14 protein-coding genes are annotated in these 17,063 nt (G+C 43.5%); 1 reads left to right on the top strand and 13 read right to left on the bottom strand.

The genetic code is table 11. The features are described 5' to 3' along the window. Position 1 precedes the first annotated feature (1 nt). The 6 genes from DWY07_RS06175 to mltG form a co-directional block, all read right to left on the bottom strand. Entirely contained in the window at positions 2-883 is an 882-nt protein-coding gene (locus tag DWY07_RS06175; RefSeq protein WP_117822486.1) for a hypothetical protein, read from the bottom strand. Between the two features lie 5 nt (positions 884-888). Next, positions 889-3,039, bottom strand: coding sequence for a protein kinase (locus DWY07_RS06170; protein WP_117822485.1), 2,151 nt, complete (start codon positions 3,037-3,039; stop codon positions 889-891). A gap of 12 nt (positions 3,040-3,051) precedes the next feature. Next, positions 3,052-3,822, bottom strand: coding sequence for a PP2C family serine/threonine-protein phosphatase (locus tag DWY07_RS06165; RefSeq protein WP_021944561.1), 771 nt, complete (start codon positions 3,820-3,822; stop codon positions 3,052-3,054). A 30-nt stretch (positions 3,823-3,852) separates the two neighbouring features. Beyond that, on the bottom strand, positions 3,853-5,655 hold the full coding sequence (locus DWY07_RS06160; protein ID WP_117822484.1) for an FHA domain-containing protein: 1,803 nt from the start codon (positions 5,653-5,655) through the stop codon (positions 3,853-3,855). Between the two features lie 122 nt (positions 5,656-5,777). Further along, positions 5,778-7,532: an FHA domain-containing protein gene (locus DWY07_RS06155; protein ID WP_117822483.1), complete on the bottom strand. Its 1,755-nt coding sequence runs from the start codon at positions 7,530-7,532 to the stop codon at positions 5,778-5,780. A gap of 142 nt (positions 7,533-7,674) precedes the next feature. Beyond that, complete coding sequence (mltG, locus tag DWY07_RS06150) at positions 7,675-8,727, bottom strand: endolytic transglycosylase MltG (RefSeq protein ID WP_242997317.1); 1,053 nt, start codon at positions 8,725-8,727, stop codon at positions 7,675-7,677. 144 nt (positions 8,728-8,871) lie between these two features. Here mltG and DWY07_RS06145 point away from each other — a divergent pair, with 144 nt between their 5' ends. Beyond that, positions 8,872-9,390 (top strand): peptidylprolyl isomerase, encoded by a 519-nt coding sequence (locus DWY07_RS06145; RefSeq protein ID WP_021944557.1) that lies wholly within the window; start codon positions 8,872-8,874, stop codon positions 9,388-9,390. A 118-nt stretch (positions 9,391-9,508) separates the two neighbouring features. Here the strand turns inward: DWY07_RS06145 and DWY07_RS06140 are convergent, their stop codons facing one another. The 7 genes from DWY07_RS06140 to DWY07_RS06110 all read right to left on the bottom strand — a co-directional run bounded on the left by DWY07_RS06140 (position 9,509) and on the right by DWY07_RS06110 (position 17,048). Beyond that, on the bottom strand, positions 9,509-10,774 hold the full coding sequence (locus tag DWY07_RS06140; RefSeq protein WP_347465302.1) for a diaminopimelate decarboxylase: 1,266 nt from the start codon (positions 10,772-10,774) through the stop codon (positions 9,509-9,511). Positions 10,775-10,903: 129 nt separating this feature from the next. Further along, positions 10,904-12,538: a class I adenylate-forming enzyme family protein gene (locus DWY07_RS06135; RefSeq protein WP_117784635.1), complete on the bottom strand. Its 1,635-nt coding sequence runs from the start codon at positions 12,536-12,538 to the stop codon at positions 10,904-10,906. A gap of 141 nt (positions 12,539-12,679) precedes the next feature. After that, positions 12,680-13,432, bottom strand: coding sequence for an A24 family peptidase (locus DWY07_RS06130; protein ID WP_117822481.1), 753 nt, complete (start codon positions 13,430-13,432; stop codon positions 12,680-12,682). Between the two features lie 103 nt (positions 13,433-13,535). After that, positions 13,536-14,375, bottom strand: coding sequence for a 16S rRNA (cytidine(1402)-2'-O)-methyltransferase (gene rsmI, locus DWY07_RS06125; protein WP_117807789.1), 840 nt, complete (start codon positions 14,373-14,375; stop codon positions 13,536-13,538). Between the two features lie 24 nt (positions 14,376-14,399). Beyond that, positions 14,400-15,155, bottom strand: a complete 756-nt coding sequence (locus tag DWY07_RS06120) for a tRNA1(Val) (adenine(37)-N6)-methyltransferase (RefSeq protein WP_181983894.1) — start codon at positions 15,153-15,155, stop codon at positions 14,400-14,402. Beyond that, on the bottom strand, positions 15,148-16,056 hold the full coding sequence (locus DWY07_RS06115; protein ID WP_021944363.1) for a stage 0 sporulation family protein: 909 nt from the start codon (positions 16,054-16,056) through the stop codon (positions 15,148-15,150). Before DWY07_RS06115 ends, DWY07_RS06120 begins: the two co-directional genes overlap by 8 nt. Next, complete coding sequence (locus DWY07_RS06110) at positions 16,056-17,048, bottom strand: DNA polymerase III, delta' subunit (protein WP_021944362.1); 993 nt, start codon at positions 17,046-17,048, stop codon at positions 16,056-16,058. Before DWY07_RS06110 ends, DWY07_RS06115 begins: the two co-directional genes overlap by 1 nt. Positions 17,049-17,063: the final 15 nt, after the last annotated feature.

Here is a 17,063-nt window from a genome sequence, read left to right as displayed (position 1 = left end):
TCTATATCGATTCATCCGTATGAACTACAACAACATCAACTAACAGTGGGAATTTCTCAGCTTCTTCACCCTGTATATCGGTCTCACTACTGTCAGAAGCTTCTGTATCCATAGTGAGAACATCGGTTGCATCATCATCGGTGCTTAATACGTCTGTTGCATCACTGTCTGTACTTAAGACATCCGTTGCCGCATCTGCTTCATCCTCTGATGTCAGAATATCAGTCTCACGCTCATATTCATCATCCGCCCGAAGAACATCGGTCTCTTTTTCATAATCCTCCTCTGATCTCAGGACATCAGTTTCTTTCTCATAATCCTCTTCCGGTCTCAGGATGTCGGTTTCTTTTTCGTAATCCTCTTCCGGTCTCAGGATGTCGGTTTCTTTTTCGTAATCCTCTTCCGGTCTCAGGATGTCGGTTTCTTTTTCGTAATCCTCTTCCGGTCTCAGGATGTCGGTTTCTTTTTCGTAATCCTCTTCCGGTCTCAGGATATCGGTTGCTTTCTCAGAATCTGCTTCTTCCGGTCTGGTATGATGATGGCTTCTGCTCTTATTCAACTCATCCACAGCCTTCTTATATCTCTCATTTCCTTTCCTGGAAACTTCTTCGGATGCTGACTTGCCCTTGATATCACGCACCTCGATCTTACTGGTACTGCCCTTTGATTTGATCGCATCTTTTTTGGAAGCACCGCTTCCCTGTAAGCTTTCATAACCCTTTTCGCGGATCTCTTTGATCTGTTTTCTGGCTGTGCTTCCGGAAAGATCTCCGATCACCTTCGGGATATCCAGTTTTACAAATAATATAACTGCTATCACTGCAAAGACAACTGCAAGAGCTATACCGCCGAATAACATTACATTACATATCGTTTCATTCATTGTTATCACTCCTCACTCCCTGTCACTGCAGTATTTCCATTTATAATATCAGAAATTGCAGAGTTTACGATCAACGAGTTCCATTCATTATTACCACGGGAGACAAGAATATTGATCTTACTGCCCGCATCGTATACCGCTTTGATCTTCTGGATGCCATCCTGCTTCCAGCGTTTCGGATTGGATCCGTATTCTCCGGAATACCGGTCATACAGATATGTCAGATGACTGACATAAATATCGGCTGCATTATCAACCGTTCCCATGCTGCTCTCTGCGGAACTGTATACCTTTTCAGCCTGATCATAATAATCCTTATTGTCGCTGATCTTTTCAAGCGCTATGTAAGTTTCCGCTTCTTCCTTCATATATTTTACATATGATTTCTTTGTTGTATCCGGAAGATTTGGATCCGTGATATCGATACTTGCCAGATAACGGTTAAGTGAGTCGATTGCACTCAGATAATAGGTTTCCTTCTCTGCATCTACATTTGTATTCTTTGCCTGATAGGAATATACGGAATACAGGATTCTCGCATACTGTGCCGTGTAATATTTTACATTACGATCCTCCGGAAGTGCATTGGAAAGTGCTGTACTGTTTTCATCCAGCTTTTCGTTTGCCTCCGTCAGCAATGCAATCGTTCTCTGCGGCATATCTGCCGTATCACTTCCCAGATTATCAACATAGATAGAAGCGATATTCAGATAATTTACATATTTGCTTGGATTTGTATCTTCCAGTTCCTCACTGTTATAAGTTTCAAAATTAACCAGATTCTCTTTACTGTTTGCAAAATTGGAATTCTTCTTGATCTTATTCTCGCAAATTGCCGAATAGTATGCAGCCTGTGCTGTCTCATCCGGGAAGTTTGCCGAATCATTTACCTGATTAAAATACTGCATTGCAGCTTTGTAATCCTGGATTTCGTTGTAATAAATGATCGCAACCTCATAGACAACATCTGCATTTACCTTGTCAATATACTTGGTGACGTAACGTGCACCTAATTTTGCTCCACTGTCCACGTTCTCGGACACAGTGTCAGTGTTCTGATCCATATCATAATAATATGCATACGTATCAAGAAGTCCCAGATAGGCATCTGAGGATGATTCATCCAGAGCAATTGCTTCTTTATAGATCTTGATTGCTCCATTTATATCATTATCCTGCAGCGCATCCTCTGCCTCCAGTATCTTGTTGCTGTAGTTCTTCTCCTTGATCTCATTCTTCTTTACCCCGCCAAAAATGGCACAGCCAACAGACAGAAGGGATAATCCTGCCATCACGCCAAATGTAACCAGCTTTTTCTTTGCCTTTGCTCTGTACTCATTGTCCAACTCATTGTAATGATCCAACGCATACAGAAGTTCTGAACAGGACTGATATCTGTCATTTGGATTTGACTGGCAGCACTTGATAATGATCTGCTCCAGACCAGATGAAAGCATTGGATTCCACTGACGGATCGGTTTAATCTCATATGGTGGCTCACATGGATTCTTTCCGGTTACCAGATGATACAGCGTCGCACCCAGATTATAAATATCCGTTCTGGCATCAGTATTATAGATACCACGTCCCTGCGCATCACCGAACTGCTCCGGTGCTGCATATCCTCTGGTACCCAGCGCTGTCGTATCTGCGTTATTTTCAATTATGTACTCTTTTGCTGTTCCAAAATCGATCAGCTTTACTGAACCATCCGGCTTTAACATAACATTGGATGGTTTCATATCTCTGTATATGATCGGTGGATTCATGGAGTGCAGATAATCAAGTGCACTGGCAAGCGCACGACCCCACTCAATTACATCGGACTGCTTCTGTGCACCCTCTGCCTTCAGAACTTCATTTAACGGCTTACCTTCTACGAAATCCATGATTACATAAATCGTTCCATTCTCATTTATGATATCAACGATTCGAGGCAATACCGGATGATCCACATTTTTCAGGATATTTGCTTCGCGCTCCAATCCTTTTAAAAGTGTTTCTACACTCTTGGAACCATCATTCTTTATCTCTTTTACAGCCCACTGTTTATTCAGACGGTTATCCATCGCCAGATAAACAATTGACATTCCACCCTGACCAACTTTTTTCAGTATTTCATATTTTCCATCTAATACTGTTCCTAATTCTGTCATCTTATCTCCCCACTACTCAGCCTTGACCAGCAATACTGTTATATTGTCTGTTTCCTTCCTGTACTTTACAAGATCTGTTAAAAAAATACAGCCCTCTTTCATCTTATCTTCATCTGGTGCTGCCAACGGACTGAGTTTCGCCATAATCTCATCTCCGCTTATCTTATGTCTGAATCCATCCGAACATAACAAATAAGATGCATTTTGTGTAATATAACCTCTGATGAAATCAGGTTCCACTACCGGTGATGCGCCTACACACTGTAACAGTATGCTTCGTCTGCTGTCTGTTTCTGCCTGCTCCGGGGTCAGTCTTCCTGCTGCGATCTCCCTTGCAACCAATGTCTGATCCTGTGTAAGCTGCTCCATTTTATCTGTCAACTCATATACCCGGCTGTCGCCCACATGTATAATATAATATCTGTCCTCATACATAAGAATGGCTGACAACGTGGTTCCGATCATAATTCCCCGACTTTCACCATATGCTTTCAGCTTTTCATTCTCTGTTACAGCTATGCGATCCCACTGCTCCTTCAAGATCGCTGTATTAAATGTTCCTGTTCTGACCAGTTTTACAAAATCATGTTCAAACCAGCCACAATATGCATTTATGACCTCTTTGCTTGCAAGCTCTCCTTTTGCCAGTCCGCCCATGCCATCACAGATAATCGCAAAGGCAGCCTGTCCATTCGGAGTCTCTGCAATCTTGATTGCAAGAGAGTCCTGATTATTTTTCTTTTTTATACCCACATCTGTGTGATATGCCGCTCTATATTTCATACGCTTCTCCTGATTATTATCCCCATATCCTTATCTGACAAAATAAATGAAACCTTCATCACCCAGAGAAACCTTTGCATTATTTGTCAAAAATACATTTTTCTGTCCAGCTATGTTCTGTCCATTCACAAATGTACCATTTGTGGAGGCATTATCTCTGATATAGCTGACACCATTCTTTCTCTCAATGATGCAGTGGATCCGGCTGACATCTGAATTGTCTGTTACTGTATAATCTGCTTTGGTTGCAGATCTTCCTATTGAAAATTCAGGTTTATTTATATATATTTTTTCATTTGTTGCTATTCTTAACAGATATGGCACTGGCACCTGAGGCTTCTTCTCCTCAACCGGCGGTACCGGTGCTGTCTCCGGTTTCTTCTCCGGCATCGGTGGTACCGGTGCTGCCTCCGGTTTCTTCTCCGGCATCGGTGGTACCGGCGCTGCCTCCGGTTTCTTTTCCGGCATCGGTGGTACCGGTGTTGCCTCCGGTTTCTTTTCCGGCATTGATGGTGCCGGACGATTTGGGATTGGCGGCACGATTGGTTTGCCATCCGGTCCCATCTGCATTGGCATTGGCCGTCCCGGCATTGGCTGTCCGTTCATTGGCTTGCCATCCGGTCCCATCTGCATTGGCATTGGCTGTCCCGGCATTGGCATTGGCCGTCCCGGCATTGGCTGACCGTTCACTGGCTTGCCATCCGGTCCCATCTGCATCGGCATTGGCCGACCGTTCATTGGCTTGCCATCCGGTCCCATCTGCATTGGCATTGGCCGTCCCGGCATCGGCCGACCGTTCATTGGCTTGGCCTCCGGTCCCATCTGCATTTGCATTCGCCGTCCCGGCATCGGCCGACCGTTCATTGGCTTGGCCTCCGGTCCCATCTGCATTTGCATTCGCCGTCCCGGCATCGGCCGACCGTTCATTGGCTTGGCCTCCGGTCCCATCTGCATTTGCATTCGCCGTCCCGGCATCGGCCGTCCGTTCATTGGCTTGCCATCTGGTCCCATCTGCAGTGGCATTGGCCGTCCCGGCATTGGCTTGCCATCCGGTCCCATCTGCATTGGCATTGGCCGTCCCGGCATTGGCTGTCCGTTCGGCATCGGTGGTACCTGACGGTTTGGCATTGGTGGCACTGATCCTCTGGCAGAAGCACCAGGCTGTACCATCTTTGCATTATTCTGCATAACACCAATACGGCTTACCTTGTCGTTTGCAGTTTTTTCTTCTTTTTTCTCTGTTTTTTTCTTTTCTTCCTCTATGTGGATTCCCATATCAATCAGAAGCTGATTGACAAATTCTTTCATATCACCAACTGAGAATGTTCCAAGTTTATTCGTAAATGTGATCAGTCTTGCTACATAATTATCCCGATCCATCTCAAAATAATGTGCATTACAGATAACATCTTTTACAAAATTGCGAACCTCATTCAGATCCGTGATCTCCTTATCGACACCTGCAACAATAAAATAAACATTCAGGCTCTCAGGAGCAACAAACACATACTGGATATCCTTGGCAACATAGCTTAATGAGATCATGTTCATTCCAAATGCTTCCAGACCGCTTAAAAGGTTATACAGTAATGTCAGCATCTGCTTCTTGTTGATCTCTTTCTTGAGGAACTCAGTCAACTGTACCTTGTTGCCAATCTCATAAATAAATTCTCTCTGATTATCTTTCTCTTCCAGTCTGCACGGTATGATCTGTGGAAATTTTCCACTCACACCCTTATCTACCTTTTCATCAATAATATCAGTCTGATCCAGCACATATCTGCAGTTATATGTATCTCCCGTTTTTGTAAGTAATACTTTGTTCTTCTTCATGTCCCTCTCTCCATTCATGATCCGGAAATTCCAATACTGTCCGGATAATTATTTTCCATGTATACACCAAAAGCAGGTATTCCTACCTGCTCGTGTTCACCCGATCCGGGTGATAATATATATTAGCTTAATTTGAAAATGAAATCTTCTCCGCCGATTGTGATCGTCGCATCATTCTTAAGCTTAACTTCCTGACCTTCTTCCAGCTTCACGCCATCTACCAGTGTAGCATTTGTCGCTTTGTTATCTTTCAGGTAACAACCGTCATCTCTCTGATAAATAATCGCATGTACTCTGCTGATCGCACCATTTCCGTCAATTGTGAAATCAACACCACGGTTTGCCTTACCAAGCTTAAATACTGCCTTATTTACCATAACACGTTCCTTTGTGTTTACACGGATAATATATGGCATTGCCTTCGGCACACCCGGTGCAGGCTTCTTCTCTTCCTCCGGTGTCTGATCCTGTACAACACTCATGCCACCTGTAAGCTCAACCGTTGTTCCGGTCGCTCCTGTTTCAGGCTCTTCCTTTTCTTCAACAGGAACCGGTGTTGTAAGGGTTTCAGGCTCTACTGCATTCGCCTCATCTACGTCACCCGCTCCCCGGATCTGCTCCGTTGGATTATCAATAACCTCATCATCCTCCATCTCAACAGAAGCCTTCTGAATGATCTTTGCACGGTTGATTCTTATGTTCTTCATAACCGGTGGTTTCTCGATCAGATTATCCAGATCCTGAGTATCGATCAATACCGGTTTTTCTTCCATCTTGCTTTCAGCAGAAATTTCTGTCACACCCTCAGCAGTATGTGCAATCTCCTTGATATTAAATGCATGTGGCTTTTCTTCACCGATGTCCGCCAGATCAGCACCCGTCAGCATCTCTGTCATACCTTCTGACTCTTCTGCCTCCTCCGGTGTCTCTATCGGAATCTCTGCCGCAGGCTTAATATCTTCTGCCTCTGCTTCTTCTGTTTCCGGTTCTGCCTCATCATGAGCCGTTTCTTCTAACTCTGCATCTTCATCCAGTGTAAGCTCTTCCAGATTACTCTCATCGAACAGATCCATATTTACAGAATTCAGTGCGCTGTCAACATCTGCATTCAAATCCAGATCTTTGAAGATCGTATTCTCTTCTGTCGGTTCTTCCTCGTACATCTCAAGGCCATCATCGTCATCATCGTCAAATGATATATCCTTAAATTCCGGAAGATCATCCAGAGAGGTATCACCCTGTGGAATATCCACACCCTGAGAAACCTCCACGCCGGAATCTCCAACATCCATAAATTCTTCTTCTACCTGTAATCCGGCAGCCTCCATCAGCTCTGTGATCTGACTTACAAAACCACGGATCGTGAACTTCTCTACATTCAGCATATTTATAAGCTTAGCAACATAATTACAATCTTCATCGTCCGCATATGTTGCATTCAGAATCAGGCCTTTTACAAAAGCCTTAAATTCCGCATTTGCTGCCACATCCGATCCTACCGGAATACAGATCATCTTTACATCAAACGTTACAGGATTTACATATGTAAAATCCTTATTCAGAATAACATATGAAACAGGGATTCCCAGATCACGCATATTCATAATTCCTGATGCAACCCCTCTGATTATACCCAGCATCATCTCTGCATGTACCGTGCCTGAAAGGAGTGCTCCAACTGTTGTTCTGTCCGTTATATTGTATGTAAGATAATCATTCTCATCATCTTCTTCATAAATGATATCAATGAGTTCTGCAATTTTATTATCATCAAGGTAATCAAGCAACTCTTCATCCAGATCTGTCTCATCATCCAAAACATAAGACAAATACTTTTCAGAGCCTATATTTCTTACTTTGAAATTCACTTTTCTCATCAAACAATCCTCCTATCACACGTTCTGCTGTGCATATAAGGTAACAAATTATCCCATTGTCCATGCATACTCTATAAGTATATATAATTTCACCATATATCGCAAGTCTTTTTAAAAAGAAATCGGCAATCTGACCAATACATTACTGCGTATTAATATGTTCATCATATGTGGATGAGAAGATATGGCTTCCATCTCCGGCATTACTGGTATGATAATACAGATAATCGTTCTCATCCGGATATAATACAGCCTCTATCGATGCCTGACCCGGATTGCAGATCGGTCCTACCGGAAGTCCGGTATTTTTATAAGTGTTGTATGGTGATTCGATCTCCAGATCATCATAAGTAACCTCTGACTTATCATACATTCCGTCTGTCAGAGGGTACAGAACCGTCGGACACATCTGAAGCATCATATCGATCTTTAAACGATTATAGATAACACCTGCAATGATTGGTCTCTCACTGTCAATCTTTGCTTCACGTTCCACGATTGATGCCATGATCAGGATCTGATAATCTGTATATCCAAGATCTGCTGCCTTGGCACTGTATTCTGAGGTATAAACGCTCCGGAATTTTTCCAGCATCGTATCAATCAGACTTGCCGCAGTCGTATCTTCATAAATATCATAGGTTGCCGGAAACAGATATCCCTGAAGGTCGTACTTCGCACCATCTGTATTCATGTCTCCGGTACTGAACGGGATCTGATGATTTCCGTTCTTTACTTCATTCAGGAATTCCTCCGAGCTGCAAATATCCTGCTCCTCGCATTTTGCTGCGATCTGTTCGATACTGTATCCTTCCGGTATCGTCAGTGTATCAACAACTTCCTTGACAGGTTCTACATAACAAAGTTCTTCTATCATCTCGAGTGTACTCATTCCGGTGTTCAGTGTAAATGTACCGGGCTGGATCCGTCCTCTGTATTCTGATTCTTTCACTCGTAATACAAATGCATATTCATACTTGATCAGTCCGGCGTCATGCAGGATCGCTGCCACCTTCTTTGACGATGCTCCTTCCGGAATCTCGATCGTTACATCTGTTCCCGATGCGCTCTCCGTCCCCTTGTACTCACCCATAAATCCATCATAGACATTTTTAATCTTTAATCCGCCTATCACAACAAGGGCAATAACGACGACCAATACAATAATTACCTTAATACCTTTTCCGTTCTTCACTCTGCGTTTCTCCTTTTTCTGTTTGTAACTTTTTATTCCCCAATAAAAAATATACCCCAACCCAAAACAATGCATCCAACATTGACTTTGTAAAGCCTGTAATGATATGATAGCCTCATCATAAATGAAAGGATGCGATTTATTTTGGCAAATCCAATAGTAACAATTACAATGGAAAACGGTGATGTTATAAAGGCTGAGCTGTACCCGGACATTGCTCCTAATACAGTTAATAACTTTATCTCACTCGTAAAAAAAGGCTTTTACAATGGTTTGAACTTTCACCGTATCATCAATGGTTTCATGATTCAGGGCGGATGCCCGGAAGGAACCGGAATGGGCGGACCAAACTATAGCATTAAAGGTGAATTCTCACAGAATGGCTTCAAGAACGACCTGAAGCACACTGAAGGTGTTCTCTCCATGGCTCGTTCCATGCGACCGGATTCTGCAGGTTCCCAGTTTTTTATCATGCACAAGGCCGCTCCTCATTTAGACGGTGCATACGCTGCATTTGGCAAAGTAATCGAAGGAATGGATGTTGTAAATAAGATTGCAACAACCCGAACAACTTACGGTGATCGTCCTGTAAAAGAACAGAAAATGGCTTCCGTAACTGTTGACACATTTGGTATTGATTACCCGGAACCTGAAAAAGCCTGACTAAAATTCAGTATAAACTAAAACAGCCATTTTGGGAACAAATATTTCTCCAAAATGGCTGTTTTTTTTGCTTTTTTCTATAACCCGGCACAACGATTCTCAAGCGTCTCAGGTGAACTTATTTTTCGTTCAGATCCACATTCCAGAAGCCGTCTAATGTAGCAAAATAATCATCCGGTGTCTCTGCCCTGCGGATCAGTTTGGTACTGCCGTCTTCACAGAGGAGAACCTCTGCGGATTTCAGCTTGCCGTTATAGTTATATCCCATTGCAAAGCCATGTGCACCTGTATCATGAATTACCAGAACATCTCCCATATCGATCTTTGGAAGCATACGATCAATCGCAAATTTATCATTATTCTCACACAGCGAACCTGTTACATCGTATTTGTGGTCGCATGGTTCATTCTCTTTACCAAGAACTGTAATATGGTGATATGCACCATACATGGCAGGCCGCATCAGATTAACTGCACATGCATCTACACCGATATATTCCTTGTGTGTATGTTTCTCATGAATCGCTGTTGTGATCAAATGGCCATAAGGAGCCAACATGAATCGTCCAAGCTCTGTGTAAAGGGCTACGTCACCCATTCCTGCAGGAACCAGGATCTCCTCGTATACCTTTCTTACGCCTTCGCCGATCGCAAGGATATCATTCGGCTCTTTATCCGGTGTATACGGAACACCTACGCCGCCTGACAGATTGATAAAGTCAAGCTTTACGCCTGTCTTTTCCTTAATCTCAACCGCTACCTCAAATAAGGTTCTTGCAAGAACCGGATAGTAGTCATTCGTCACTGTATTGCTTGCAAGAAATGCATGCATTCCAAATCTCTTTACACCTTTGCCCTTCAGGATACGATACGCCTCAATGATCTGATCCTTGGTCATGCCATACTTGGCATCTCCGGGGTTGTCCATGATCGTTGTAGAAATAGAGAATGTTCCACCCGGATTATATCTGCAGCAGATCTTCTCGGGAATTCCTGCTGTCTTTTCAAGGAAGTCAATATGTGTGAAATCATCCAGATTGATCGTTGCACCAAGCTTCTTTGCAAGGATGAATTCCTCTGCCGGCGTATCATTGGATGAAAACATGATCTCGTCTCCGGTAAATCCCAGTTTATCTGACATCATAAGCTCTGTCAGTGATGAGCAGTCTGTACCGCATCCTTCTTCCTTTAAAATACGAAGAATAGTAGGATTTGGGGTTGCCTTTACCGCAAAGAACTCCTTAAATCCCTTATTCCATGAAAATGCCTGATATAACTTTCTTGCATTTTCTCTGATTCCTTTTTCGTCATAAAGATGAAATGGTGTTGGGTATTTCTTAATCATCTCATCAACCTGTGCTTTTGTTACAAATGGTGTCTTCATGATCATCTTACCTTCCTGTTGTATTTTGTAATTCCGACTATATATTTAAGCACACACATCTGGATTTGTAAAGAATACATATCAGATTCTGCATTCTTTATCTGTATAATACCACGATCTGTGATCTCTTTATGCATTATTCTCGGCTGCAACAAGGTTATCGCTCTTATGCTTCTTACGAAGCAGCGGCTTCTCGATCTTACCGGTTGCATTTCTCGGTACATCCTCAAAAATAATTCTTCTCGGTCTCTTGTATCTTGGAAGCTCCTTGCAGAATTCATTGATCTCATCTTCGGTACATTCCACACCGTCCTTTGTCTCGATGATCGCTGCCGTGATCTCACCAAGTCGTGGATCTGCAAGTCCTATAACTGCTACGTCTTTGACCTTTGGATATTTACTCAGGAAATTCTCGATCTGTACCGGATAAATATTCTCACCACCGCTGATGATAACATCCTTCTTACGGTCAACCAGATAGATGAAGCCATCTGCATCCTGCTCTGCCATATCTCCGGTATACAGCCATCCATCCTTTAATGTCTCAGCCGTTGCTTCCGGATTCTTATAATAACAGGTCATAACGCCAGGTCCCTTTAATAGCAGTTCTCCAACATCTCCCTGCTTCACATCTTTACCATCTTCATCTACGATACGCACCTGCCAACCATATCCCGGCACGCCGATCGCACCAACTTTATCGATATTCTCTACGCCCAGATGTACCGCACCCGGTCCGATAGACTCTGACAGACCATAGTTTGTATCATACTGGTGATGTGGAAAATATTCTTTCCAACGTTTGATCAGGCTCTGTGGAACCGGCTGTGCTCCGATATGCATCAGTCTCCATTGATCCAGCTTATAATCTGATAATTTTACTTCCCCTGATTCTAATGCCAGCAGCAGATCCTGTGCCCATGGTACTAACAGCCATACAATGGTACACTGTTCATCGGATACAGTTTGAAGAATCGTCTTTGCATTAACACCCTTTAACAGAACTGCTTTTCCGCCTGTGATCAGGCTTCCGAACCAATGCATCTTTGCACCTGTATGATATAAAGGCGGAATACATAAGAATACATCATCCTTTGTCTGTCCATGGTGCTTCTGCTCAACTGTAGCTGCATGCATCAAGCTCTCATGGTTATGTAAGATTGCCTTTGGAAAACCTGTTGTTCCTGATGAGAAATAGATCGCTGCATCGTCACTGTCTTTAATATCTCTCTTTTCAAAGGTACTGGAACAGTTTGCTGTCAGCTTGTCGTAGTCCTCTGCAAATGTTGGGCAGTTGCCACCGGCATATAACAGAATACGCTTCTCTGCGATCTCATCTACAACTGTCTCAACTCGCCCGATAAATTCAGGTCCAAATACAAGTACATCCACATCCGCAAGCTCTACGCAGTATTTGATCTCCTCTGCATCATAACGGAAATTAAGCGGCACTGCCAAAGCTCCTGTCTTTAATGCTCCAAAATAGATTGGAAGCCATTCCAGACAGTTCATCATCAGGATACCGATCTTATCTCCTTTCTGGATTCCCCTGGAAACCAGAAGATTTGCAAAACGATTGGCTTTCTCGTTAAATACATTCCATGTGATCTCCCGTCTATACTGACAGGTTGGATTCGCCTCGATCAGCTCATATTCTCTCCATGTCACTCTTCTCGTCTCTGTGACATCCGGATTAATCTCAACCAGCGCTACATCATCCCCAAATTCTCTGGCATTTCTTTCCAGATAATCTATAATTGGCATACCTATATTCCTCCGTATATTACAACTTTTTCGCTCAAACGCTTTAACGCGTTAAACATCCATACCCTTTAGTATACTCAATCTCATCCGAATACACAAGCAGTTTTTTCTATAAATAATATCAGCTCAGGATTTATCTCTTTATATCTCCGGGTTCATTGCTGCTTTCAAGAAATCAATATACCGGTTCATGAGATTATTTCCACAGAATAATGTAATAGCCAGACCTACGCTTAAGAAAGGGCCAAATGCAAAATGATCGTTTTTACCATGGCTTCTGCGAACCAGACAGATCACGCCATAGATTCCGCCAAGGATCAGTCCGATAAAGAAACCAACTACTGTTGCCTTCCAGCCAAGCAAGAAGCCGGCAGCAAACATCAGCTTGATATCTCCGCCGCCAAAGCCTTCCGGAATAATAAGAACGATCAGATATAACGGAAGACTGATACAGATCATACCGATCAGTCTGGATACGATCGTAACCCCATCCATTGCAAGGAACTCAGATCCCGGAGCTGCATCGGACACGAACTGAAGGATCAGAGATACCACACCCATCACGAAAATAATGACATTCAGTATAAACGGGATCTCCATGGTATCCATATCTATAAAGGTCACTACCGTAAGAACCGCCAGAAACAGGAAATAAATAATCCCCTGTAACCCCATTCCGAAAAATCCGGTAAATAAAACTGCTGCCAGACCACCAAATATAATGATCCCTGCATTTCTGAACTTTCCCGGTTCATGCAGCCGCTCTAACTGCTGTTTCTCCGGTATCCGGTAGATCACCTTTGTCAGCAGATAGAAGATCACCATACCTGCAATAAAAAATCCAAGGCAGGCTGCCACCCTGCCAACTGTTCCTGATATCTCCAACCACGTCATATGCTTATACCCCTTTCACCTTTCATCTGTTTATAATCGCCTGCAAAACACCATTTTCATCTCACATGAATCATTCCGGCATGAACTTTACAACTATTTATTTCTATCGCATAACCACATTATATACTTCACGCTTTGGAACGCCACGGTCTGCTGCCGCCTGTTTGATCGCATCCTTCTTCGTCATGCCCTGTTTCTCATACATGGCAACATGTTCTTCTATCGTCATCGAAAGAAATTCCTGCTGCTTTTCTGCTTTTGCTGCAGCCACATCCATGCCCTCGATCACCATCACATATTCACCTCTCGGCTCATGCTCTGCATAATAGGCGATCGCTTCCGACAACAGAAACTGTTCGATTGTTTCATGCCGTTTCGTAAGTTCCCGGCAAAGTGTGATCCTGCGGTCGCCAAGTGTATCAAATAATTCCGCAAGTGTCTTCTGCAGCCGGTGTGGTGCTTCATAGATCACCATCGTTCTGGTCTCATCCTTTAATCCTGCAAGAACCTCTGCCTTTTCTTTCTTGTCCTGTGGCAGAAATGCTTCAAATGTAAACCGTCTGGTCGGCAATCCCGATGAGATCAGCGCCGTGATACAGGCGCATGCCCCTGGTACAGCTGTTACGGTTACTCCTGCTGCAAGTGCCTGCCGTACCAGCTCCTCGCCCGGATCCGAGATACCCGGCGTTCCTGCATCGGTTATAACGGCAATATTTGTTCCTGCAAGAAGCTTGTCCACCAGAACCTTCGCCTTATCATATTTATTAAATTCATGGTAACTGGTCATTGGCGTTTTAATCTCAAAATGGTTTAACAGCTTGATACTGTTTCTCGTATCCTCTGCTGCGATCAGATCCACTTCGGACAGTGTACGCACCGCCCGGAATGTCATATCCTCGAGATTCCCGATCGGTGTAGCGACCAGATATAATATACCCGCCATGTAGATTCTCCTGTTCTGTCTGTTTTATTTCTTTGCTTCTCCTTCATACGTGGCAAGAAGCTGTTCCGTGTAAACGCCCGGTTCTTTATAGACGATCAGCGGCGGCTCGATCTTGATTCTGGAATTACCGCCCTTTACGCCCTCTACGATCACCATATTCGGTTCTTTATCAATATATGGATGAATGAGCTGCATCCGCTTCGGTTCCAATCCATTTGCAAGCAGCCCTTCAAAGATCTCCGCCAGCCGGAATGGTTTGTGTATCATATAGAAACTGCCGCCCGGCTTCAGCAGATATGCTGCTGCTTCGATCACATCCGAAAGCGTCACGCAGATTTCATGTCTGGCAATATTCTTCGGTTCATCCGGATTCGTCAGTCCATGATTTCCGCTGATATATGGAGGATTCGATGTCACAATATCAAAAAAGGCCTTCCTGTAATTACAGGAGACCTCTCTGATATCTCCATGATCGATTCGAACCTTCTGTTCCAGATCATTTAATCGGACACTTCTTCCAGCCATCTCTGCACAGGCATCCTGAATCTCCAGACCGATAAATTGGCAGGTGCCGTCAGACGGCTCTTTTGCCGCCAGCAGGATCGGTATCACACCGGTTCCTGTTCCCAGATCCATGTACATGCCATCCCGTCTGTGCTTTACAAAATTTGCAAGCAGCACCGCATCCATACCAAAGCAGAACATATTCGGATTCTGTATGATATGATGTCCCTTGCATTGCAGATCATCGATTCGTTCATCAGGGAGAAGATCAATCATCAAACTTGGATTTCCCTCCCTTATCTTCCAGTGCTTCCAATGCCTTATATTCTTCGTCGCTGATACGCTCTGTACTTCTGCGTTTCTTCGGCTTGAATTTTAATTCACTGACCGGATATTCCATAACCTCTTTATTGTCATCCTTATCCGTAACAACAATCCTTACCTTCTGGCGAAGAACGCTTACAGATAAGACTTCACCTTTGTTTCCATCTGTTGTACGGACAAAATCGCCAACATTTGGAAGTTTTTCATTCAAATATTCATATGTGTCCTGTTCATGCTTCAGGCAGCACATCAGTCTGCCGCACACACCGGATATCTTTGTCGGATTCAGAGACAGATTCTGTTCCTTTGCCATCTTGATCGATACCGGAACAAATTCCGAAAGATGCTTATGGCAACACAGCTCCCTGCCGCAGATACCAATACCGCCGACCATCTTGGTCTCATCACGGACACCGATCTGCCGGAGCTCAATCCTGGTCTTGAATACAGATGCCAGATCCTTTACCAGCTCACGGAAATCAATTCTTCCATCTGCTGTAAAATAAAACAGCACCTTGTTATTATCAAATGTATACTCCGCCTCGATCAGCTTCATATCAAGCTTATGCTTTGCGATCTTTTCTTTACAGATCACAAATGCTTTTTTGCTCTTTTCCTTGTTATCTTCATTTTTCTTCTTATCTTCATCTGTAGCTACTCTTATGATGGTCTTTAAAGTAGATACGATCTTGCCATCGTCTATATTTCTCTTTCCCAGAACCACTTTGCCGAATTCAACGCCACGGGCAGTCTCCACGATAACAAACTGTCCACATTCTACATCATGATCTCCCGGTGAGAAGAAATAAATCTTGCCGTTCGGTCTGAACCGGACTCCTATGATCTCTTTCATTATTTATTCTCCTTTATAGTCAGAAGCATAAGTTCCATAGCCACATCAAAATTAACATTTGCTTCCAGACGGATCTTCGCCTTATCCATCGCCTTTAAAACATTCTCGATACCCTCATAGGAAATGTGAGCTGACTGTTTGCGGATATCTGTATAATATTCCTTAAACATCAGTCGTCCGGCATTTCCTGTGATCTTTAACATCAGGATGTCACGATACCACATCATCATCAGATCAATATAATCACTGATCTTCAGCTTATGATGGTTCATATTCTTGATCGCAAATATAATATCATCGACTGTCATATCCGGGATCCTGCGGAGAATGCCTGTTACATCCTCTATGATCTCTTTATATTCTTCACTGGTCGCAAGCCGGATCGCCTTACCCAGATTTCCCTGCGCAAAGTCCATACAAAAATCTGCTTTTTCCTTTGGAAGCTTCAGCTCATTCATCAGGTAATCCAGTACATCCCGCTCTCTGACAGGCTTGATATTCAGTACGATACATCTGGAAATGATCGTCGGAAGGATCTTGTCAATATTGCTGGTCAGCAGGAAAATGATCGCATACTCCGGTGGCTCCTCGATTGTCTTGAGCAGAGCATTCTGTGCATTTGCATTTAAAAGCTGTGCATCGTCGATCACATAGATCTTGTACCGGCTGCTATACGGTTTGATCGTTATATCTTTATTTACCTGATCACGAATCTCCTCTACCGAGATCACATTTGGCTTGTCATGTGTGACCCATGTAACATCCGGCTGATTATCCGTATCCATCTGCTTGCATGATTTGCACTTGCAGCATGGTTCCGTTCCGCCTTCTTCACACTCCAGAGTCTTGATTATGGCACGCGTCAGAGTCTTCTTTCCGCTGCCTTCCTCTCCATTTATGATATAGCCCTGGGATACCTTTCCCATCTCTATACTTCTCTTAAAATGCTGGATTATATCCTCATGTCCGATAATTTCAGAAAATTCTATCATGCTATTCTCCTTGCT

The sequence above is a fragment of the Clostridium sp. AF23-6LB genome, from assembly GCF_003461085.1.
In the GTDB taxonomy this organism is placed as follows: Bacteria; Bacillota; Clostridia; order Lachnospirales; family Lachnospiraceae; genus Coprococcus; species Coprococcus ammoniilyticus.
This window is presented reverse-complemented; position numbering and strand designations above follow the sequence as displayed.